Annotated in this window: 15 protein-coding genes and 1 rRNA gene; 12 read left to right on the top strand and 4 right to left on the bottom strand. The window is 61.2% G+C overall.

From position 1 onward, the window contains the following. Positions 1–127 precede the first annotated feature (127 nt). The 7 genes from rrf (at position 128) to BT116_RS05450 (ending at position 12,115) form a co-directional block, all read left to right on the top strand. Positions 128–243: ribosomal RNA gene (gene rrf / locus BT116_RS05420) — 5S ribosomal RNA — on the top strand. A gap of 156 nt (positions 244–399) precedes the next feature. After that, the gene (gene recC / locus BT116_RS05425) at positions 400–3,852 is read left to right on the top strand and encodes an exodeoxyribonuclease V subunit gamma (RefSeq protein WP_072340842.1); all 3,453 of its coding nucleotides are present in this window, start codon (positions 400–402) and stop codon (positions 3,850–3,852) included. Beyond that, a complete protein-coding gene (recB, locus tag BT116_RS05430; protein WP_072340844.1) occupies positions 3,849–7,538 on the top strand; it encodes an exodeoxyribonuclease V subunit beta in 3,690 nt (1,229 codons plus the stop codon). Before recC ends, recB begins: the two co-directional genes overlap by 4 nt. Further along, positions 7,535–9,631: an exodeoxyribonuclease V subunit alpha gene (gene recD, locus BT116_RS05435; RefSeq protein WP_072340846.1), complete on the top strand. Its 2,097-nt coding sequence runs from the start codon at positions 7,535–7,537 to the stop codon at positions 9,629–9,631. Before recB ends, recD begins: the two co-directional genes overlap by 4 nt. Positions 9,632–9,770: 139 nt before the next feature. Then, on the top strand, positions 9,771–10,346 hold the full coding sequence (locus BT116_RS05440) for a regulatory sequestration protein YfiR (protein WP_072340849.1): 576 nt from the start codon (positions 9,771–9,773) through the stop codon (positions 10,344–10,346). After that, complete coding sequence (locus BT116_RS05445) at positions 10,343–11,611, top strand: diguanylate cyclase DgcN/YfiN (RefSeq protein ID WP_072340852.1); 1,269 nt, start codon at positions 10,343–10,345, stop codon at positions 11,609–11,611. The genes BT116_RS05440 and BT116_RS05445 overlap by 4 nt, the downstream gene beginning before the upstream one ends. 60 nt (positions 11,612–11,671) lie before the next feature. Continuing rightward, positions 11,672–12,115, top strand: a complete 444-nt coding sequence (locus tag BT116_RS05450; protein WP_371856156.1) for an outer membrane lipoprotein YfiB — start codon at positions 11,672–11,674, stop codon at positions 12,113–12,115. On the opposite strand, the gene BT116_RS05455 is transcribed toward BT116_RS05450, so the two are convergent. Continuing rightward, positions 12,112–13,059 carry a LysR family transcriptional regulator gene (locus BT116_RS05455; protein ID WP_072340857.1) on the bottom strand — a complete coding sequence of 316 codons (948 nt, stop codon included), beginning with the start codon at positions 13,057–13,059 and terminating at the stop codon, positions 12,112–12,114. The two genes, BT116_RS05450 and BT116_RS05455, sit on opposite strands and share 4 nt — an antisense overlap. A gap of 139 nt (positions 13,060–13,198) precedes the next feature. On the opposite strand from BT116_RS05455, the gene BT116_RS05460 reads away from it, so the two are divergent. Then, on the top strand, positions 13,199–14,725 hold the full coding sequence (locus BT116_RS05460) for a CoA-acylating methylmalonate-semialdehyde dehydrogenase (protein WP_072340863.1): 1,527 nt from the start codon (positions 13,199–13,201) through the stop codon (positions 14,723–14,725). Between the two features lie 10 nt (positions 14,726–14,735). Continuing rightward, on the top strand, positions 14,736–15,623 hold the full coding sequence (gene mmsB / locus BT116_RS05465) for a 3-hydroxyisobutyrate dehydrogenase (protein WP_072340866.1): 888 nt from the start codon (positions 14,736–14,738) through the stop codon (positions 15,621–15,623). Between the two features lie 219 nt (positions 15,624–15,842). On the opposite strand, the gene BT116_RS05470 is transcribed toward mmsB, so the two are convergent. Both BT116_RS05470 and BT116_RS05475 read right to left on the bottom strand, forming a co-directional pair. Then, complete coding sequence (locus BT116_RS05470) at positions 15,843–16,187, bottom strand: cupin domain-containing protein (protein WP_024781087.1); 345 nt, start codon at positions 16,185–16,187, stop codon at positions 15,843–15,845. Positions 16,188–16,284: 97 nt separating this feature from the next. Beyond that, the gene (locus tag BT116_RS05475) at positions 16,285–17,166 is read right to left on the bottom strand and encodes a LysR substrate-binding domain-containing protein (RefSeq protein ID WP_072340869.1); all 882 of its coding nucleotides are present in this window, start codon (positions 17,164–17,166) and stop codon (positions 16,285–16,287) included. A gap of 144 nt (positions 17,167–17,310) precedes the next feature. Here BT116_RS05475 and BT116_RS05480 point away from each other — a divergent pair, with 144 nt between their 5' ends. Next, entirely contained in the window at positions 17,311–18,075 is a 765-nt protein-coding gene (locus BT116_RS05480; protein WP_072340872.1) for a sulfite exporter TauE/SafE family protein, read from the top strand. On the opposite strand, the gene BT116_RS05485 is transcribed toward BT116_RS05480, so the two are convergent. Continuing rightward, positions 18,065–18,379, bottom strand: coding sequence for a putative quinol monooxygenase (locus BT116_RS05485; RefSeq protein WP_063323063.1), 315 nt, complete (start codon positions 18,377–18,379; stop codon positions 18,065–18,067). The genes BT116_RS05480 and BT116_RS05485 overlap by 11 nt on opposite strands. Before the next feature lie 199 nt (positions 18,380–18,578). Between BT116_RS05485 and BT116_RS05490 the strand changes: the two genes are divergently transcribed. Further along, the gene (locus tag BT116_RS05490) at positions 18,579–19,169 is read left to right on the top strand and encodes an NADPH:quinone oxidoreductase MdaB (RefSeq protein ID WP_072340875.1); all 591 of its coding nucleotides are present in this window, start codon (positions 18,579–18,581) and stop codon (positions 19,167–19,169) included. Positions 19,170–19,376: 207 nt separating this feature from the next. Continuing rightward, complete coding sequence (locus tag BT116_RS05495) at positions 19,377–20,288, top strand: LysR family transcriptional regulator (protein ID WP_072340878.1); 912 nt, start codon at positions 19,377–19,379, stop codon at positions 20,286–20,288. Positions 20,289–20,298 lie beyond the last annotated feature (10 nt).

Below are 20,298 nucleotides of genomic sequence, written 5' to 3' on the forward strand. Positions count from 1 at the left end.
GAGACCAGATTGCGGTGTGTGAAGACGAAACGAACCGAAAGTTCGAGAGACTCGAGCGCAGCACACAAACTATCGCATACCCATTTGCTGGAACGTGACCGCAAGGCACGCGCTGGCTACCGAATTTCTTGACGACCATAGAGCATTGGAACCACCTGATCCCATCCCGAACTCAGAAGTGAAACGATGCATCGCCGATGGTAGTGTGGGGTTTCCCCATGTGAGAGTAGGTCATCGTCAAGATTAAATTCCGAAACCCCTATCTGCTGATGCAGGTAGGGGTTTTGTTTTGCCCGCAAGAAAGTTCTTACGACAAGCGCGGATTGCTCCCGGCTGTCACAACCCCCCGACAGTGCTAAGGTTCTGCCCCTAGCTTTTGCATTTTCAAGGATGCCTTTCATGCCGGACGCAACGTCCCTCAGCCCAGCTTTCATGGTGGTTCACGGGAATCGCCTTGATGAATTGCGCAGCCTGGTGATCAGCTTGATGCGGCGCTATCCGCTGGCCCCCCTTGAAAATGAAATCGCCCTGGTACAGAGCAACGGCATTGCCCAATGGCTCAAGCTCGCACTGGCTGAAGACCCGGAAGACGATGATTCCGGTGGCTGCGGTATTGCGGCTGCCATTGATGTGCAACTGCCGGGCAGTTTCATGTGGCAACTTTATCGAACAGTCCTGGGACGCGACGAAATTCCGGCCAAGTCCCTATTGGACAAGGCTCCGCTGACCTGGCGCCTGATGCGTCTGCTGCCGCAGTTGATTGAGCAGCCCCATTTCGAACCTCTGCGACGATTCCTTACCCACGACACCGACTTGCGCAAGCGCTATCAACTGTCCGAGCGTCTTGCCGATCTGTTCGACCAGTATCAGGTCTACCGGGCCGACTGGCTTGAGGATTGGGCGGAAGGTCGACACCAGACGAGAAATGTCCGAGGCGAAATCAAGCCGCTCGCGCCGGCAAATTGCTGGCAAGCGGAACTGTGGCGAGCCTTGTTGCTGGATGTGGGGGAACAAGGCATGGCGCAAAGCCGTGCTGGCGTTCATCAGCGCTACATGGAACGTATCAACAGCCTGGAAGCCGCTCCGAAAGGCCTGCCCGCACGGGTCATCGTGTTTGGTATTTCTTCGTTGCCTGCCCAGGTCCTGGAGGCGCTCGCCGGTCTTTCCCGGTTCAGCCAGGTTCTGCTCTGCGTGCATAACCCGTGTCGCCATCATTGGGCGGACATCGTCGCCGACAAGGACTTGCTGCGTCATCAATACAAGCGCCAGGCACGCAAGGCTGGCATGCCCGTCGTCCTCGATCCGCAAACCCTGCATCAACATGCCCATCCGTTATTGGCCGCCTGGGGTAAGCAAGGGCGCGACTATATCAACCTGCTTGACAGCTACGATGACCCCAACAGCTATCGCTCGGTGTTTCGTGATGGGCGAATTGACCTGTTCACTGATGGAACTCCTACAACCCTTCTCAGCCAGTTGCAGGATGACATCCTGGAGCTGCGCCCCCTGAATGAAACCCGGGAACACTGGCCTATCGTCGATACGGAGCGAGACGGCTCGATCCGTTTTCATGTGGCCCACGGCGCCCAGCGTGAAGTCGAAATTCTTCACGACCAATTGCTGGCCTACTTCAGTGCGGATCCGACCCTGCGCCCACGGGATATCATCGTCATGGTCCCGGACATTGATAGTTATGCACCACACATTCGCGCAGTGTTCGGCCAGCTCGACAGGAGCGACCCACGGTTCATTCCCTTCACGCTGACCGACCAGGGCCAGCGTGGACGTGATCCATTGCTGATCGCCGTCGAGCATTTGCTCAAGCTGCCGGACAGTCGCTTTCCGGTGAGCGAAATCCTCGATCTGCTGGATGTCCCCGCGTTGCGCGAACGGTTTGGCATCGATGAGGCCGACCTGCCGACACTGCACCGCTGGATCGAAGGCGCCGGGATTCGCTGGGGGATGAGCGCCGAACACCGTGCCGGGTTGGGCCTGCCTGCCGAGCTTGAGCAGAACAGCTGGCATTTCGGCTTGCGTCGCATGTTGCTGGGGTATGCCGTTGGCAGTTCCAACGCTTATGAGGGCATTGAGCCCTATGACGAGATCGGTGGCCTGGACGCGGCGTTGATCGGTCCCTTGGTTGCATTTCTGGATGCCCTGGAAGTCGCCCATCAGGAACTTACCCGGCCGGCATCGCCGCAGCAATGGGGTTCACGCCTGCAAGATCTGATGCAGCTGTTTTTCCAGGCAAGCAACGAGCATGACGACTATTTGCTGGCCCAACTCGAAGACTTGCGTGAAACCTGGCTGGAAACCTGTGAGTCGGTGGGGCTGCACGATGAATTGCCGCTGACGGTGGTACGCGAGGCGTGGTTGGCCGGACTGGATCAGGGGCGACTGTCCCAGCGTTTCCTGGCCGGCGCAGTCAACTTCTGTACCTTGATGCCAATGCGCGCGATTCCCTTCAAGCTGGTGTGCCTGCTGGGGATGAATGATGGTGATTACCCGAGAGCCCAGCCGCCTTTGGACTTCGACCTGATGGGGGGCGATTATCGTCCGGGCGATCGTTCCCGCCGTGAGGACGACCGTTACCTGCTGTTGGAAGCGCTGCTTTCTGCCCGGGAAAAGCTGTACATCAGTTGGGTGGGTCGCAGTATTCGCGACAACAGCGAGCGCCCGGCATCGGTGTTGATCGGCCAACTGCGCGATCATCTCGCCAGTGGCTGGCGGTTGGCAGATGACAGCAAGCCTCTTCTCGATGCCCTGACCCAGGAGCATCCGTTGCAACCGTTCAGTGCACGTTATTTCCATGAAGGTGACGAGCTGTTCAGTTACGCCAGCGAATGGCGGATGCTCCATGGCGTTTGCGATAACACCGACAAGAACCAGGTGTTGGAACCCTATGTCCAGGAGGAGCCCTTGGGCCTTGGGCAGTTGCAGGATTTCCTACGCAATCCTGTCCGCCATTTCTTCAGTCAGCGGTTGAAAGTGTTCTTCGAGGCCATCGAAGCGCCTTTGGCCGATGACGAACCTTTCGTGCTTGATGCACTGCAACGCTACAGCTTGAGTGACAGCTTGCTCGAGGCCGCCCTGGTACGCCTGGACCAGCCGGATCTTGCCCTCACCGCTCACGCCAAAAGACTGCAGAACAGCGGCCTGTTACCCATGGCCGGTTTCGGTGAATGCATGCAGCGTGAATTGATCGAACCCCTGCCGGATCTGCTCCAGCGATACCAACAGCTTCTGGCGTTATGGCCGACACCGTCGGTCAGCGCTGTGCCAGTCAGCCTGCAATTGCAGGGAGTGAATGTCGAAGGGTGGCTCAGCGGTTTGCATCAGCGTTCCGACGGTGCGGTCCTCGCCATCACGGCCATACCCAACAGCATCGGTTCCACCAAGACCCGTAAGTGGCATCGCCTGATACGGCCTTGGGTCAACCATCTCGTGGCCTGCGCTAATGGCTTGTCGTTGACGACGGCATTGGTAGCCAGTGATGACAGCTTGCTGCTGGCACCTTTTGAGGAGCCTGTCGCACACAGGCTACTGGGCGACATGCTGCTGGCCTGGCAGACCGGTATGCGCCAGCCGCTACCGATCGCGGTGAAGACGGCTTTCGCCTGGCTCGGCCAGACTGATCCGGTCAAGGCCGAAGCCGCGGTTCGCAAAGTCTATGAGGGCGATGGACAGACGTTTGAAGGCGAGCGGCGGGAAAGTCCGGCATTGGCTCGACAGTTTCCTGATTTCGATGCCTTGATGGCTGACGAAACATTCCCCGATTGGTGCGATGCGCTTTACCGGCCGTTGCTCGAAGCCCCATGGCGTTCATTGGTCGGCGAGGAAGCCCGTTCATGAGTCGACAGACACCCTTGGCCCTGGCTTTCCCGCTACGTGGCAGCCAACTGATCGAGGCCAGCGCCGGCACCGGCAAGACCTTCACCATCTCGGCGCTGTACCTGCGTCTGGTGCTGGGGCATGGCGGTCCGGCGTCCGGCTTTGGTCGCGAGTTGCTTCCACCGCAAATTCTGGTGGTGACCTTCACGGACGCTGCCACCAAAGAGTTGCGTGAACGAATTCGCACCCGTCTGGCCGAAGCGGCGCGTTTCTTCCGTGACGAAATTCCCGCCCCGGATTCGCTGATCGCCGCGTTGCGCGATGAGTTCAACGCTGAGCAATGGCCTGGCTGCGCGAACCGGCTGGACATTGCTGCGCAGTGGATGGACGAAGCGGCCGTCTCGACCATCCACAGTTGGTGCCAGCGCATGTTGCGTGAGCATGCTTTCGACAGCGGCAGCCTGTTCACCCAGACCCTGGAAACCGACCACAGCGAATTGCTGGGCGAGGTTCTGCGCGATTATTGGCGGTTGTTCTGCTATTCGATGCAAGGCGAGGCGCTGAACTGGGTGCGTACCCATTGGGGAGGGCCTGCTGCGCTGTTGCCGCGGGTGCGAGGTCTGTTTTCCAGCGAGCATAGCGACGGCGACGGGCTTGAGCCTGCTGAACTCATCGCCGCGGCCTTGCAGGAGCGCAGTGCCGCCTTGCTCGATCTCAAGGCGCCGTGGCGGCAATGGGCGGTGGAACTGTTGGAGATCTGCCAGCAAGGCGTTGCCAGCAAGTCTGTCGACGGACGCAAGATGCAGGCGCGTTACTTCGAGCCATGGTTTCAGAAAATTACTGCCTGGGTCGATGACGAAAGCCTTGAGCTGTTGGACATCGGCACCGGATTCACGCGGTTGACGCCCGAGGGCATGGCCGAAGCCTGGAAAGGTGAAGTGCCCAACCATCCCGGGCTGGACGCCATGGCCAGTCTCAAGGCCAGCCTGGATGCGTTGCCCACGCCAGATGCCGCCGTGTTGCAGCATGCCGCGCAATGGGTCGGGACGCGCTTCGAGGCAGAGAAACGTCGCCGCGCCGAGATGGGCTTCGATGACATGCTGCTGCGTCTCGATGCGGCCCTGCAGGCCGACGGCGGCGAGCGTCTGGCGAGCCTGATCCGCGAACAGTTTCCGGTGGCGCTGATCGATGAGTTCCAGGACACCGACCCGGTTCAATACCGCATCTTCGAAAGCATCTACCGTATCGAAGACAACGACCCTGGGACCGGACTTTTCCTGATCGGCGATCCGAAGCAGGCGATCTACGCTTTTCGCGGTGCCGACATCTATACCTACCTGCGCGCTCGCGAAGCCACTGCTGGCAGGCTGCATACGCTGGGCACGAATTTCCGTTCCAGCCATGCCATGGTGGGTGCGGTAAATCATATTTTCCAGAACGCCGAGTCCCGCCCGAAGGGCCGTGGCGCCTTTCTGTTCCGTGAACCTTCGGGCGAGAACCCGGTGCCGTTCCTGTCCGTTGAGTCCCAGGGGCGCAAGGAGTCCTTGCAGGTCGCTGGGCAGGCGGTCGCGGCGCTGAACATCTGGCACCTGTCGTCGGACCAGCCACTTTCCGGTGCGGTGTATCGACAATCCATGGCGGCCGCCTGCGCCAGTGAGATCACGGCGTTGCTCAACGGCGGCCAGTCGGGACGCGATGGCTTCACGGTCGATGGAAAAGTGCTGCGAGGCGTGCGCCCGGCAGATATCGCCATCCTGGTGCGCGATGGTAAAGAAGCGCAGGCGGTGCGAGACGCGTTGTCCGCGCGGGGCGTGCGCAGTGTGTATCTGTCCGACAAGGATTCGGTCTTTGCCTCGCAGGAAGCGCGGGATTTGCTGATCTGGCTCAGGGCCTGTGCCGAGCCGGATGCCGAACGACCGCTACGGGCGGCCCTGGCCAGCATCACGTTGAACCTGTCGCTGACGGAGCTGGAGCGTCTCAATCAGGATGAGCTGGCCTGGGAAGCCCGGGTCATGCAGTTCCGCGGTTATCGTACGGTCTGGCGCAGCCAGGGCGTTCTGCCGATGTTGCGGCGCCTGCTGCATGATTTCGAACTGCCCCAGGCCTTGATGGCGCGCAGCGATGGCGAGCGGGTGCTGACCAACTTGTTGCACCTTTGCGAACTGTTGCAACAGGCCGCCGGTGAATTGGATGGCGAACAAGCCTTGATCCGGCATTTGTCCGAGCACCTGGCCTTGTCCGGGCAAGCGGGGGAAGAGCAGATCCTGCGACTGGAAAGCGATGAGCAACTGGTCAAGGTGGTCACGATCCACAAGTCCAAGGGCCTCGAATATCCGTTGGTCTTCTTGCCCTTCATCTGCTCGACGAAACCGGTGGACGGCAGTCGATTGCCGTTGCACTACCACGATGAGGCCAACAAGGCGCAGATCAGCCTCAAGCCCACTGCCGAATTGATCGCCAAGGCCGATGACGAGCGTCTGGCCGAGGATCTGCGGCTTCTCTACGTGGCACTGACCCGTGCACAACATGCCTGCTGGCTAGGTGTCGCGGATCTCAAGCGGGGCAGCAACAATCGCTCGATCCTCCATGTGTCCGCGCTGGGGTATCTATTGGGCGGTGGTGCACCGCTGGACGAGTCGGTGGAATTGAGGCGTTGGCTGCAAGACCTGCAACAAGGCAGTGACGCGGTGAGCTACCAGCCAATGCCCGAGGCCACCGATGAGCACTACCGGCCCCCGCGCAACGAAGCCGTGTTGCTTGAACCCTTGGTGCCCTTGCGAAAAGCCAGCGAAAACTGGTGGATCGCGTCCTACAGTGCCCTGCGCATCAGCGAAAGCCTGGGCGAAGGTAGCGATACCGCGCCAGAGAGTCCCCAGGCCCAGAAACTGTTCGACGATGAACGACTGGACCCGGACGCTCCCAGGGAGACCCTTGCTGTCGGTGGCGACATCCACCGCTTTCCCCGTGGCCCCAACCCCGGCACTTTCCTCCATGGCCTGTTGGAGTGGGCCGCTGGGGAGGGCTTTTCATCGGCACCAGCGGATATCGACGATGCCATTGCCCGACGCTGCAATCGCCGAGGCTGGAAAGGCTGGATCACGACGCTGAGCGATTGGCTGCAGCACCTGATCAAGATGCCCATGCACGTCGGAAACGACCAGGCGCCAGTGGTGCTCGAACACTTGAGCCGATTCCAGGTGGAGATGGAGTTCTGGTTCGCCAGCCACAAGGTCGATGTGCAAAAGCTCGACCAGCTGGTTTGCCGGTTCACCCATGGCGGTGTGGCCCGCGTCGCGGCGGAGCCGGTGCTGCTCAACGGCATGTTCAAGGGCTTCATCGATTTGACGTTCGAGCACGACGGTCGGTACTACGTGGCCGATTACAAATCCAACTGGCTGGGTGTCGATGACATGGCCTACACCGTGCCGGCCATGGAACAGTCGATCCTGGACCATCGCTACGACCTGCAATACGTGCTGTACCTGTTGGCCCTGCATCGCCAGCTCAAGGCACGGCTCCCCGATTACGACTACGACCGGCATGTCGGCGGCGCGTTGTACCTGTTTCTTCGCGGAACCCGCTCAGCCAGTCAGGGTGTGTATTTCACCAAGCCGCCACGGGCATTGATCGAACAACTGGATCGCCTGTTCCAGGGAGCGACCGAACCCAAGGCTGAACCGGCGTGGGTACAGGGAGAGTTGCTATGAGTCGTTCTTTTTCCGACCTGCTGCCCAAGTCCTCCGACGACGAAAGCCTGGTGGAGTTGGCGCCCTTGAGCCGTGCGCAGGACCTGCTGTTGTTACTGACGCGCTGGGTCGAGCGCGGCTGGTTGCGCGCCCTGGACAAGGCATTCGTGGCGTTCCTCCATGAGCTGGCGCCCGACGATGACCCTTTGGTCCTGCTCGCTGCTGCGTTGACCAGCCATCAACTGGGGCACGGGCATGTTTGCCTGGATGTGTTCGAGACCCTCAATGAACCGGATTTTGCGCTGTCGCTGCCTCCCGAGGGTGACCTGCAGACGGGCGCGATGCTGTTGCCATCGCAAATATTGGCGACGCTGGATGGCGTCCATTGGTGCAAGGCCCTGGCGTCCAGTCGTCTGGTGGCCCTGGCCGTGGATGGGAGCGAAGAGGCGCAGCAACGTCCGTTGGTGCTCTCTGGCAAGCGCCTTTATCTGCGCCGCTACTGGGGTTACGAACGGCGGATCGATGAAGCGTTGCGTCAACGGCTTATCGAGCATGAAGCGGCGCCCGGCGACCTGCGCGAGCGTTTGGACGGGCTGTTCGGGCCGGCCAATGCCAACGCCCCGATCGATTGGCAAAAGCTGGCCTGCGCGCTGGCGACTCGCGGGGCCTTCAGCATCGTGACCGGCGGCCCGGGTACCGGCAAGACCACCACCGTTGTGCGCCTGCTGGCGTTGTTGCAGGCTCCGGCCGTCGAGGCTGGGAAGCCGCTGCGAATTCGCCTGGCTGCACCCACTGGCAAGGCGGCGGCGCGCCTGACCGAATCCATCAGCCAGCAGGTCCGGACCCTGGATGTGGACGAGGCTGTGCGCGAACGGATTCCCTGCGACGTTACGACAGTCCATCGTTTACTGGGCAGCCGCCCCGGCACCCGGCATTTTCGCCATCATGCAGGCAATCGCTTGCCTCTGGATGTGCTGGTGGTTGATGAAGCGTCGATGATTGACCTGGAGATGATGGCCAATCTGCTGGATGCATTGCCGGCCCATGCACGGTTGGTGTTGCTGGGGGACAAGGACCAGTTGGCCTCTGTAGAAGCCGGTGCGGTGCTGGGGGATTTGTGTCGAGACGCCGAGGAGGGCTGGTACAGCCCCCGGACCCGAGCCTGGCTTGAATCGGTCAGTGGTGAAAGCCTGGCGGCCAGTGACCTGCAACAGGACCTCGACGGCACTCATCCGCTGGCACAGCAAGTGGTCATGCTCAGGCATTCCCGGCGCTTCGGCGAAGGCAGCGGTATCGGTCAACTGGCTCGCTGGGTCAACCAGCAGCAGCCGGAAAAAGCCCGTCAGTTGCTGGAGCAAGGGCAGCATGCCGACCTGTCTTCCCTGAAATTGGCGAGTGAACACGACACGAAACTGGAAAAGCTGTTACTCGACGGCAAGCCAGGTGGCCCCCAGGGTTATCGGCATTACCTGAGCCTGCTACGGCAGCGACGCCCGAGCATTTCTCGCCCGCTGGAAGACCGTTGCTGGGCCGATTGGGCTCGGGAAGTCCTGGCGGCCTTCGACGAATTCCAATTGCTTTGCGCGGTGCGCAAAGGTCCGTGGGGCGTCGAAGGACTGAACCTGCGAATCACCGCCGCCTTGCTCAAGGCCCGCCTTATCGATAGCGATCACCAGTGGTACGAAGGGCGCCCGGTGCTGATGACCCGCAACGACTATGGGCTGGGGCTGATGAACGGCGATATCGGTATCGCCCTCAAGTTGCCCGAGCGTGATGGCCCCGATGCCGGCAAACAGGTTCTGCGGGTCGCTTTCCCGCGCAACGATGGCCGGGGCGGTGTGCGTTTCGTCCTGCCCAGCCGCCTGAATGATGTGGAAACCGTGTATGCCATGACGGTGCATAAATCCCAGGGCTCGGAATTCACCCATACCGCGTTGATCCTCCCGGATGCGCTGAACCCGGTATTGACCAAGGAGTTGGTGTACACCGCCATTACCCGGGGCAAGCAATGGTTCAGCTTGATTGAGCCACGAGCGGGGGTGTTCGAGGAGGCGGTGCGGCGCAAGGTCAAGCGTTTGAGCGGGCTCATGTTGGAGTTGGAGGGTGATGACTGAATGATCAGATTTCGTGATTCGATGCCGGAGTCACGATTTTGACTGTTTTCTGTCAGATATGTCCGTAGGGCGCCGGCTCGCTGGCTTTTTGGCACTGTGCTATCGTTCCGACACTTATCGTGTGGCTAAGAGATTTTCCATGAAAGTGGCGGTTCGGGAGGCGGTGCGCAGCAAGGACTGGAGGCATTATCTGCTTGCCGGTCTTCTGTGGCTGCTGTCGCCTATGGTGCTTGCCGAAGCCCCGCCCTCCACGAGTCGGGCTGAACAGCGGGCCGAATCGGTCACTCAAGTGGTCTTGGGCATTCTCAGCTACGCACGCTGGCCAGTGGAGCCTGCACAGTTGCAACTGTGCATCGTCGGCCCGACTCAATACACCGACGACCTGGTCAAAGGCACCACCCAGGCCACCGGTCGACCGGTGACCGTACAGCGATTGCTGGCCGATCACCCCAACATCGCTACGGATTGCAACGCCGTCTACATTGGCAGGCTGACCAGCGACGAGCGCACCCGTCTGTTTGATTCTCTGATCGGCAAGCCCGTGTTGAGCATCAGCGAAGGCGGTGACCAGTGCACCGTGGGGAGCCTGTTCTGTCTGCGGGTCGGTGATGAGCAGGTATCGTTCGAGGTCAACCTCGACTCGGTGGCGCGCAGTGGCGTGCGTATCCATCCGAGCGTTCTGCAGCTTTCCCGTCGCAGGCCGGCAGTACCATGAGCCTGTCCAAATCGCGGATCCGTCCCACCCTGGGCTCGGTCATCGGGCGCGGCCACCTGATTGTCGCGTTGGTGGCGATCACCATGGCCAGCGTTTCCCTGACGTTGCTGGGTGTGCTTGCCTTGCGGGTCTACGCCGATCACAACCTGCATCTGATCGCCCGTTCGATCAACTACACCGTGGAAGCCGCCGTGGTGTTCGATGACTCGGCTGCGGCCACCGAAGCACTGGCCTTGATCGCCTCCACCGAGGAAGTCGCCGATGCTCAGGTGTTCAATAAACATGGCCGCCTGTTGGCGCACTGGCAGCGACCGGAAACCGGCCTGTTGTCGGGGCTGGAAGTGCACATTGCCAAGGCGTTTTTGGAAAAACCCATCAGTCTGCCGATCGTTCACCAAGGGCGGAACATCGGCAGCATTCTATTGGCAGGGCATGGCGGCAGCTTGTTGCGCTTTTTGCTCAGCGGTCTGGCGGGGATCATTTTGTGCACGGCGGTGAGTGCCTGGGTGGCGCTTTATCTGGCGCGACGTCAGTTGCGGGCGATCACCGGACCCTTGCGCAGCCTGGCCGAAGTGGCCCACGCGGCACGCAGCGAGCGGGCCCTGGACCGGCGCGTGCCGCCGGCCGCCATCGCCGAACTGGATAATCTGGCCAATGACTTCAATGCACTGCTCGACGAACTGGAGTCCTGGCAGACTCACCTGCAAAGCGAAAACGAAACCCTGGCACACCAGGCCAGCCACGACAGCTTGACCGGCTTGCCGAACCGGGCGTTTTTCGAGGGCCGGCTGATCCGCGCCTTGCGCAACGCCAGCAAGCTCAACGAGCAAGTGGCCGTGTTGTACCTGGACAGCGACCGATTCAAGGGCATCAACGACAATTTCGGCCACGCTGCCGGTGACGCGGTGCTGACGGCCGTGGCGACCCGGGTCCGGGCACAGTTGCGTGAAGACGACTTGGTCGCGCGCCTGGGAGGCGATGAATTCGCCGTGCTGCTGGCCCCCCTGCACAAGGCCGAGGACGCTGAACGGATCGCTGAGAAAATCATTGCCAGCATGGAACTGCCGATTCAGTTGCCCGGCAATGCTTCAGTGCTGACGTCCCTCAGTATCGGCATTGCCGTTTACCCCGATGATGGTGCCACACCGGGCACTCTGCTCCACGCCGCCGATGCGGCGATGTACCAAGCCAAACGCCTCGCTCGAGGCGGTCAACATACGGCGGGGTCGGATCACTCCGTCGCTGATCTTCAAACCAGGAGCTGACTCGTGCGTTCATACCCTCAATTTTCCCTGCGCTGGTTCGCGGCGCTTTTCTTGCTCGTCATGGCGCTGAGCGGTTGCCAGACGGCTCCGCCGAAAGGTCTGACCCCGGCGCAAATTGCCGTACTCAAGCACCAAGGCTTCGAATTGACCGAAGATGGCTGGGCCTTCGGTTTGTCGGGCAAGGTGTTGTTCGGCAGCGATGTGGAAAACCTCAACCCGGCCAGTACCGAAATCGTCGAGCGCATCGGCAAGGCGTTGCTGGAGGCGGGCATCGAGCGGGTACGTGTCGATGGTCATACCGACGCATCGGGTTCCCAGGCCTACAACGAACAACTGTCGAGGCGGCGGGCCGCCAGCGTGGGCAAGGTGCTGACAAGCGTTGGCATGCGCGAAGAGAATGTCCAGCTGCGCGGCCTGGGCAGTAGCAAACCGGTCGCCTCCAACGACACCGCCAGCGGCCGCACCGAAAACCGCCGTGTCGCCATCGTGGTCATCGCCGACTAGTCGGCGAACACCATCTCCCGGCTGTCGCCCATCAGCAGTGGCTGATTCTGTTCGGTCACTTCGCGGATGTAGTCCCACAACAGCGTAATCCGCTTGAGCTTCCTCAAATCTTCCCGGCAGTACATCCAGAACTGCCGGGTGACGGTGATGTCCTCCGGCAGCACCGGCAACAGCCGTGGGTCCTGGGCGGCGAGGAAGCAGGGCAGGATCGCCAGCGAGCGCCCTTGCTGCGCTGCCACGAATTGCGCAATCACGCTGGTGCTGCGCAGGTGGGCGTTGGCGCCGGGCAGGACGTTGGCCAGGTAGAGCAATTCGGAGCTGAACGCCAGATCATCCACGTAGCTGATGAACGAGTGCTTGCCCAGGTCTGCCGGGCGCAGGATGGGTGGGTGGTTGTCCAGGTAGGGCTGGGTGGCATAGAGCTGAAGCCGGTAGTCGCACAATTTGCAGCATACATAAGGGCCGTGTTCGGGGCGTTCGAGGGCGATGACGATGTCGGCTTCGCGCTTGGAGAGACTGATGAAGTGTGGCAGCGGGAGGATGTCTACCGAAATGGCCGGGTAGGCGTCGACGAAGTGGCTCAGTTGCGGGGTGATGAAGAAGCTGCCGAAGCCTTCGGTGCAGCCCATGCGTACGTGGCCGGACAGTGCGACGCCAGAGCCTGAGACCTGTTCGCAGGCCATGTGCAAGGTGCTTTCGATCGATTCGGCGTAACCCAGCAGGCGCTGGCCTTCGGCCGTCAGGACAAAACCGTTGGTCCGGGATTTCTCGAACAGCAGCGTGCCCAACGAGGCTTCCAGCGAGCTGATGCGTCGCGACACCGTGGTGTAGTCGACGGCCAGGCGCTTGGCGGCCGTGCTGGCCTTGCGGGTGCGGGCCACTTCGAGGAAGAACTTGAGGTCGTCCCAATTCAGCGACCCCAGGGAGGTGATGTTTTTTTGCATGTTGGACCGGTTTTTATGTGCGTTCTTATTAGAAGTTTGCACATCTATACTCCAAAAACAGTCTCATCACCATGTGTGCTCATGCACCTTGGTCTTTGCTGAAGCAGCGCTCTCTATAAGAACAATCCCGGAGGCCAGCATGAACGTTTCCCTTACGCCCAGCGACACCACCCTGCAAACCGTCAGACTGCTGATCGATGGCGAGTGGGTCGAATCCCAATCCAGCGAATGGCACGACATCGTCAACCCAGCCACCCAGCAAGTGTTGGCAAAGGTTCCGTTCGCCACGGCCTCGGAAGTCGATGCCGCCATCGCCGCTGCCCAGCGTGCTTTCCAGACCTGGAAACTGACGCCCATCGGCGCGCGGATGCGCATCATGCTCAAGCTCCAGGCGTTGATCCGCGAGCATTCAAAGCGCATCGCCGCGGTGCTCAGCGCCGAACAGGGCAAGACCATCGCTGACGCCGAGGGCGATATTTTCCGTGGCCTGGAAGTGGTCGAGCACGCCTGTTCCATCGGCACCCTGCAGATGGGCGAATTTGCCGAGAACGTCGCCGGTGGCGTGGACACCTACACCCTGCGCCAGCCGATCGGGGTGTGCGCGGGCATTACTCCGTTCAACTTCCCGGCGATGATTCCGCTGTGGATGTTCCCGATGGCCATCGCCTGCGGCAACACCTTTGTGCTCAAGCCATCGGAACAGGATCCGCTGTCGACCATGCTGCTGGTGGAGCTGGCCATCGAGGCCGGCGTACCGGCGGGCGTGCTCAATGTGGTACACGGCGGCAAGGACGTGGTGGATGCGCTTTGCACCCACAAGGACATCAAGGCGGTTTCGTTCGTCGGCTCGACGGCGGTCGGCACCCACGTGTATGACCTGGCGGGTCGCCACGGCAAGCGTGTGCAGTCGATGATGGGCGCCAAGAACCACGCGGTGGTATTGCCCGATGCCAATCGTGAGCAGGCCCTCAACGCCCTGGTCGGCGCCGGTTTTGGCGCGGCGGGCCAGCGTTGCATGGCCACCTCCGTGGTGGTGCTGGTGGGCGCGGCCAAGCAGTGGTTGCCAGAGCTCAAGGCCCTGGCACAGAAACTCAAGGTCAATGCCGGCAGCGAGCCGGGCACTGACGTCGGCCCGGTGATTTCCAAGCGCGCCAAGGCACGGATCCTCGAATTGATCGAGAGTGGCGTGCAGCAAGGGGCGAAGCTGGAGCTCGATGGTCGTGGTATCAGCGTGCCGGGTTTCGAGCAGGGCAATTTTGTCGGCCCGACCCTGTTTTCCGGTGTGACCACCGAGATGCGCATCTACACCGAGGAAATCTTCGGCCCGGTGCTGGTGGTGCTGGAAGTCGACACCCTGGATCAGGCGATTGCCCTGGTCAATGCCAACCCATTCGGCAATGGCACCGGCCTGTTCACCCAGAGCGGCGCGGCGGCACGCAAATTCCAGAGCGAAATCGACGTCGGCCAGGTGGGCATCAACATTCCGATCCCGGTGCCGGTGCCGTTCTTCAGCTTCACCGGTTCCCGTGGTTCGAAACTCGGCGACCTTGGTCCGTACGGCAAACAAGTGGTGCAGTTCTACACTCAGACCAAGACCGTGACCGCGCGCTGGTTCGATGATGACAGCGTCAATGACGGTGTGAACACCACCATCAATTTGCGTTAAGGAGCCGGACATGAACATCGCTTTTATCGGCCTGGGCAACATGGGCGCCCCCATGGCGCGCAACCTGCTCAAGGCTGGCCATTCGCTGAACCTGTTCGACCTGAACCAGACGGTGCTGGCTGAACTGGCGGCGTTGGGCGGCACGATCAGTACCTCGCCGCGCGACGCGGCCCAGGGCGCTGCTCTGGTGATCACCATGCTGCCGGCCGCCGCCCATGTGCGCAGTGTCTGGCTGGGTGAAGACGGCGTGCTGGCTGGTATCGCTGCCGGCACGCCAGCGGTGGATTGCAGCACCATTGATCCACAAACCGCCCGCGACGTGGCGGCTGCCGCGGCGAAACAAGGGGTGGCGATGGCCGATGCGCCGGTCTCGGGTGGTACCGGTGGTGCGGCGGCGGGTACGTTGACCTTCATGGTCGGTGCCACGGCCGAGTTGTTCGCCACCTTGCAACCGGTGCTGGCGCAAATGGGTCGTAACATCGTGCACTGTGGCGAAGTCGGCACCGGGCAGATAGCCAAGATCTGCAACAACCTGCTGCTGGGGATTTCCATGGTGGGCGTCAGCGAAGCCATGGCGCTGGGCGATGCCTTGGGGATCGACACCCAGGTGTTGGCCGGCATCATCAACAGTTCAACGGGCCGTTGCTGGAGTTCGGACACCTACAACCCGTGGCCGGGCGTGATCGACACAGCACCGGCGTCCCGTGGCTACACGGGTGGCTTTGGAGCCGACCTGATGCTCAAGGACCTGGGCCTGGCCACCGAAGCCGCGCGGCAGGCTCATCAGCCGGTGGTGCTGGGGGCGGTGGCGCAGCAGTTGTACCAGGCGATGAGCCAGCGGGGTGAGGGTGGCAAGGATTTTTCGGCGATTGTGAACAGCTATCGCAAGCCGCAGTAAAACCTGCAGTGCTCTGAAGCTTTTGTGGCGAGGGGATTTATCCCCGCTGGGTCGCGAAGCGGCCCAAAGACAGTCAGTTCTATTCATCTGGCACACCGGGGCGTCAGATTTCAGGGCTGCTTCGCAGCCCAGCGGGGATAAATCCCCTCGCCACAGGGTTATGCATTCCAGAAGTTGTTTTCCGAGAGGCCATGTCGGGTGGTCTCTCGGTTTTTTGTTTCAGGCAAAGACGAAATATTTGCGCACGGTCTCGACCACTTCCCACGTGCCTTTCATGCCTGGCTCGATGACGAAGATGTCACCGGCGCGCAGATGGATCGGCTCCATGCCCTCTGGGGTGATGATGCAGTAGCCTTCCTGGAAATGGCAGTACTCCCACTTCACGTATTCCACATACCATTTGCCGGGTGTGCAGATCCAGGTGCCCATGATCTTGCTGCCGTCTTCGCTGGTGTAGGCGTTGAGGTTGACGGTGTGCGGGTCGCCTTCGAGTTTTTCCCATTTGCAGGCATCGAGTACGGGCAGCGGATGGGTGTCGCGCAGGACGGTGATGGGTGCGGTCATGTGAGCTCCGAAAGGGGCGGAAGAGAACAGGCACCCTAACGTGCGGCATGAGCGGGTAGATGTCTGTGGTCGACATCGGGCTATCCAGAAGCGCGCATCAATCGGCCAGATGCCGAGCCAGGGCCGTGGCGTAGGCCGGCAAACCGTCGAAGTTGCGGGCGCACAGCAGCAACGCCCGGTGCGCCCAGGCTTCTTGCAGCGGGATGCATTGATACGACGGCTCGGGTGGGCGCCGGTCGATGGCAGCCTTCGGCACGATGGCAATGCCTGCACCGTGGGCCACCATACGAATCAGCCCGTCGAAACCATCGGCGCGAATGCGGACTTGCATACGTGAGCCGATGTGCAGGGCCTGCTCTTCCAGGTGGATCGCCAGGGCACTGGAGGCGTTCAGGCCGACATAATCGTGGCTGAGGGTTTCGCTGAAACGTACGGCGCGACCGTCAGCCAGGGGGTGTCCGGTCGGTAGGATCAATACCAGCGGATCGTCGCGAAAAGGCCAGGTCTGAAGACCCTCGCTGTCCACTGCGTCGGAAACGATACCGAGGTCTGCCGCGCCTTGGCGCAGCGCATGGGTGATCCGTGAGCTGGGCAATTCCTGCAGGTCAATGTCGAGGTTGGTATGGGCCTGGAGAAAATCGGCCAGCAGCTCGGGCAGGTATTCGGTCATGGCGCTGGTGTTGCACAGCAGCCGCACCCGGCCTTTGATGCCTTTGGCGTATTCGGCCAGGTCCTGTTGCAGGCGTTCGGCTTGTTGCAGCAGGATCCGGGCATGCTCGGCCAGGGCTTTGCCTGCGGGAGTGGGCGTTACCCCACGCCGTCCGCGCTCAAGCAGATCGATGCCCAGGGAAGCTTCCATGGCCCGGACCCGCGCACTGGCCGCGGCCAGGGACAAATGGCTGCGAGCCGCACCGGCGGTGATGTTGCCGGTGTCGAGGATGTTCAGGTAGAGACGCAGGTCGGTGAGGTCGAAGTGCATGGGCGGGGATCCTGTCTCAAGTGCTGTGGCGTCTGGTTTATCATCATCGCGAGCATCAGCGAATTCACAGCCTCTTGCAGAAAGAGAGGCACCATCATTATATGGCAGATTTCCAAGCCATGTTCCGGGGCGCACGATACCCCCATGAACACACTCATCGCTTTCTATCAAAATCTCGGCCTGGCCCTTTCCTTGCTGGTCATCGGCACCTTCCTGCTGGCCGGAACCATCAAGGGCGTGATCGGCCTCGGCCTGCCGACCATCGCCATGGGCTTGCTTGGGCTGGCTATGGCTCCGACGCAGGCTGCGGCGCTGCTCATCATCCCGGCGACCCTGACCAATTTCTGGCAATTGGCATTTGGTGGTCATCTGCAAGCCCTGCTCCGCCGCCTGTGGCCGCTGCTACTGACGATTTTCATCGGCACCGGGCTTGGTACGCTGTGGCTCGGTATGACGGGTGGGGCCTGGGTGGTGCGGGCCTTGGGTGGGGCGCTGGTGCTGTATGCGCTGAGCGGGCTGTTGCTGCCAACGCTGCGGGTCGGCGCCCATGTCGAGCCGTGGATCGCCCCGCTTTGTGGGTTGCTGACCGGCCTCATCACGTCCGCCACCGGAGTGTTCGTCATTCCGGCGGTGCCCTATCTGCAAGCGTTGGGCTTGAGCAAGGATGAACTGGTGCAAGCCCTGGGCCTGTCTTTCACCGTTTCTACCCTGGCCCTGGCCGCCGGCCTGTTGTGGCGCGGCGCACTGGGCGGGGGCGAATTGAGCGCTTCGTTGCTGGCGCTGGCACCGGCGCTGCTGGGGATGTGGCTGGGGCAATGGTTGCGCCAGCGGATCAGCGCCGTGTTGTTCAAACGGGTATTTTTCATCGGCCTCGGCGCGCTCGGCGGGCACTTGATGATCAACGGCTAGCCGAGGACGCACTCAGCATGTCGATGCGGCGGATTTCGAAGTCGCGCTCCAGGTAATCCATGCGCTGCTCGAAGAACTGCTTCATGTGTGGCAGGTTCGAGTGCACATCCAGGTGCGCCTGGGAGGCCCAGATCTCATAGAAGATAAACAGCGTCGGGTCTTGCTGGTCCCGCAACATGTGATATTCGATGCAGCCGGGCTCGGCGCGGCTTGGCTCGACATAGGCACGAAACAGCGCTTCGAAGGCCTCGGCTTTTTCCGGACGGGTCTTGGCGTGAAGGATGAAACCGTGCAGTTCGCTCATCAGGTGCCTCCTGAAATGAAAGTCGGCTGAATCCTATGGCAATAATCCGCTGTTGATTCGTGCGTTTTGGTCAAATCAGTTTTGCCGTGCCGGTGCTTATTCCGCGCGAGGCTCATCGGTACGCTGCCGCCATCGTTTTCAACCGTTCCATCCGGCGGCCATGCAGTGGCCCGTGCCGTGGAACCCGATGAGGCTCTCCATGAAAAAGGTCCTGTTGCTCAACGGCGGCAAACAATTCGCTCATTCCGACGGTCGCTACAACGCCACCCTCCACGACACGGCGGTCAGTGTGTTGGACCGTGGCGGTGTTGATGTGAAAACCACCTTCATCGACGGCGGCTACGACATCAAGGAGGAAGTCGCCAAGTTCCTTTGGGCCGACGTGATCGTTTACCAGATGCCGGGTTGGTGGATGGGCGCGCCGTGGACCGTCAAGAAGTACATCGACGAAGTCTTCACAGAAGGCCACGGCAGCCTCTACGCCAGCGACGGCCGGACCCGTTCCGATGCGTCGCAGAAATATGGCAGCGGTGGCCTGTTGCAAGGCAAGCAATACATGTTGTCCTTGACCTGGAATGCCCCGCAGCAAGCCTTCGACGATCCGACTGATTTCTTCGAAGCCACGGGCGTGGACGCGGTGTACTTTCCATTCCACAAAGCCAACCAGTTCCTGGGCATGACCGGCCTGCCGACCTTCCTGTGCGTGGACGTGATGAAACGTCCGAACATCGAAGAAGACGTGGCGCGGTATGAGCGGCATTTGATCGAGGTGTTCGGCCTGAAGGCGTGACCTTTTTGCGACGTACCCCGTTACTATCTGTATGGTCCGGGGCATGGTGGATCTGTGGCGAGGGGATTTATCCCCGCTCGTCTGCGAAGCAGACGCCGAGGCTGACGACATGATTGCTCAGGTACATCGCGTCGTTGGCTAAGGTCCGCTTCGCGGCCCAGCGGGGATAAATCCCCTCGCCACAAAGATCAATCGACAGGGGGATACGTGAAAGCCAGATCCGACGAGTTGCAGATTTTCGTCTGCGTGATCGAATGCGGATCGATCTCTGCCGCCGCCGAGCAGGTCGGGCAGACGCCGTCGGCGGTCAGCCGCACGTTGTCGCGGCTGGAGGCCAAGCTCGACACCACGCTGATCAACCGCACCACCCGACGCATGGACCTGACCGAGGAGGGCAAGTATTTCTTCGAACAGGCCAAAGGCATCCTCGACCAGATGGATGAACTGGAGGAACGCCTGTCGTCCCGCCAGAAAAATCCCGCAGGACGCTTGCGGATCAACGCGGCCTCGCCGTTCATGCTGCACGCCATCGTCCCGCACATCGAAGAATTCCGCCGGCTCTACCCGGACATCCAGCTAGAACTCAACAGCAACGACCTGATCATCGATTTGCTGGAGCAAAGCACCGACATCGCCATTCGCATCGGCACCCTCACGGACTCGACGCTCCATGCCCGCGCCCTGGGCTGTAGCCCCTTGCACATCCTGGCCAGCCCCGCTTATCTGAAGCAGCACGGCACGCCGTCAAGCGTCGCCGAGCTGGCCGGTCATGCGCTGTTGGGGTTTGCCCAGAACGAGGGTCTCAACCAGTGGCCGCTGCGCCACGTACACGGTGATCGTTGGCCGATCCAGCCAGCCATCAGCGCGTCCAGCGGCGAGACTGTGCGGCACCTGGCGCTGCAAGGGCAGGGCATTGCCTGCCTGTCGGACTTCATGACCCGCGAAGACATCCAGGCCGGTCGGCTGAAGGTGCTGCTGGCCGATGCCAACAGCGGGTATCGCCAGCCGATCAATGCCGTGTACTACCGCAACTCGCAACTGGCCTTGCGGATCCAGTGCTTCCTGGACTTCATCCAGGGCAAGCTCGCCGACTACGCCTCGCGGGAATTCAAGGGTTGATTCGTGATTT

The sequence above is a fragment of the Pseudomonas sp. NFACC16-2 genome (assembly GCF_900119205.1).
Taxonomy (GTDB): Bacteria; Pseudomonadota; Gammaproteobacteria; order Pseudomonadales; family Pseudomonadaceae; genus Aquipseudomonas; species Aquipseudomonas fluorescens_Q.

Excerpts from the sequence above, each read along its gene's own strand:
- recD (WP_072340846.1), top strand. The coding sequence starts at position 7,535 with ATGAGTCGTTCTTTTTCCGACCTGCTGCCCAAGTCCTCCGACGACGAA.
- BT116_RS05480 (WP_072340872.1), top strand. The coding sequence starts at position 17,311 with ATGAACACACTCATCGCTTTCTATCAAAATCTCGGCCTGGCCCTTTCC.
- BT116_RS05485 (WP_063323063.1), bottom strand. The coding sequence starts at position 18,379 with ATGAGCGAACTGCACGGTTTCATCCTTCACGCCAAGACCCGTCCGGAA.
- BT116_RS05445 (WP_072340852.1), top strand. The coding sequence starts at position 10,343 with ATGAGCCTGTCCAAATCGCGGATCCGTCCCACCCTGGGCTCGGTCATC.
- BT116_RS05460 (WP_072340863.1), top strand. The coding sequence starts at position 13,199 with ATGAACGTTTCCCTTACGCCCAGCGACACCACCCTGCAAACCGTCAGA.
- BT116_RS05440 (WP_072340849.1), top strand. The coding sequence starts at position 9,771 with ATGAAAGTGGCGGTTCGGGAGGCGGTGCGCAGCAAGGACTGGAGGCAT.
- recB (WP_072340844.1), top strand. The coding sequence starts at position 3,849 with ATGAGTCGACAGACACCCTTGGCCCTGGCTTTCCCGCTACGTGGCAGC.
- BT116_RS05490 (WP_072340875.1), top strand. The coding sequence starts at position 18,579 with ATGAAAAAGGTCCTGTTGCTCAACGGCGGCAAACAATTCGCTCATTCC.
- recC (WP_072340842.1), top strand. The coding sequence starts at position 400 with ATGCCGGACGCAACGTCCCTCAGCCCAGCTTTCATGGTGGTTCACGGG.
- BT116_RS05470 (WP_024781087.1), bottom strand. The coding sequence starts at position 16,187 with ATGACCGCACCCATCACCGTCCTGCGCGACACCCATCCGCTGCCCGTA.
- BT116_RS05450 (WP_371856156.1), top strand. The coding sequence starts at position 11,672 with ATGGCGCTGAGCGGTTGCCAGACGGCTCCGCCGAAAGGTCTGACCCCG.
- BT116_RS05455 (WP_072340857.1), bottom strand. The coding sequence starts at position 13,059 with ATGCAAAAAAACATCACCTCCCTGGGGTCGCTGAATTGGGACGACCTC.
- BT116_RS05475 (WP_072340869.1), bottom strand. The coding sequence starts at position 17,166 with ATGCACTTCGACCTCACCGACCTGCGTCTCTACCTGAACATCCTCGAC.
- mmsB (WP_072340866.1), top strand. The coding sequence starts at position 14,736 with ATGAACATCGCTTTTATCGGCCTGGGCAACATGGGCGCCCCCATGGCG.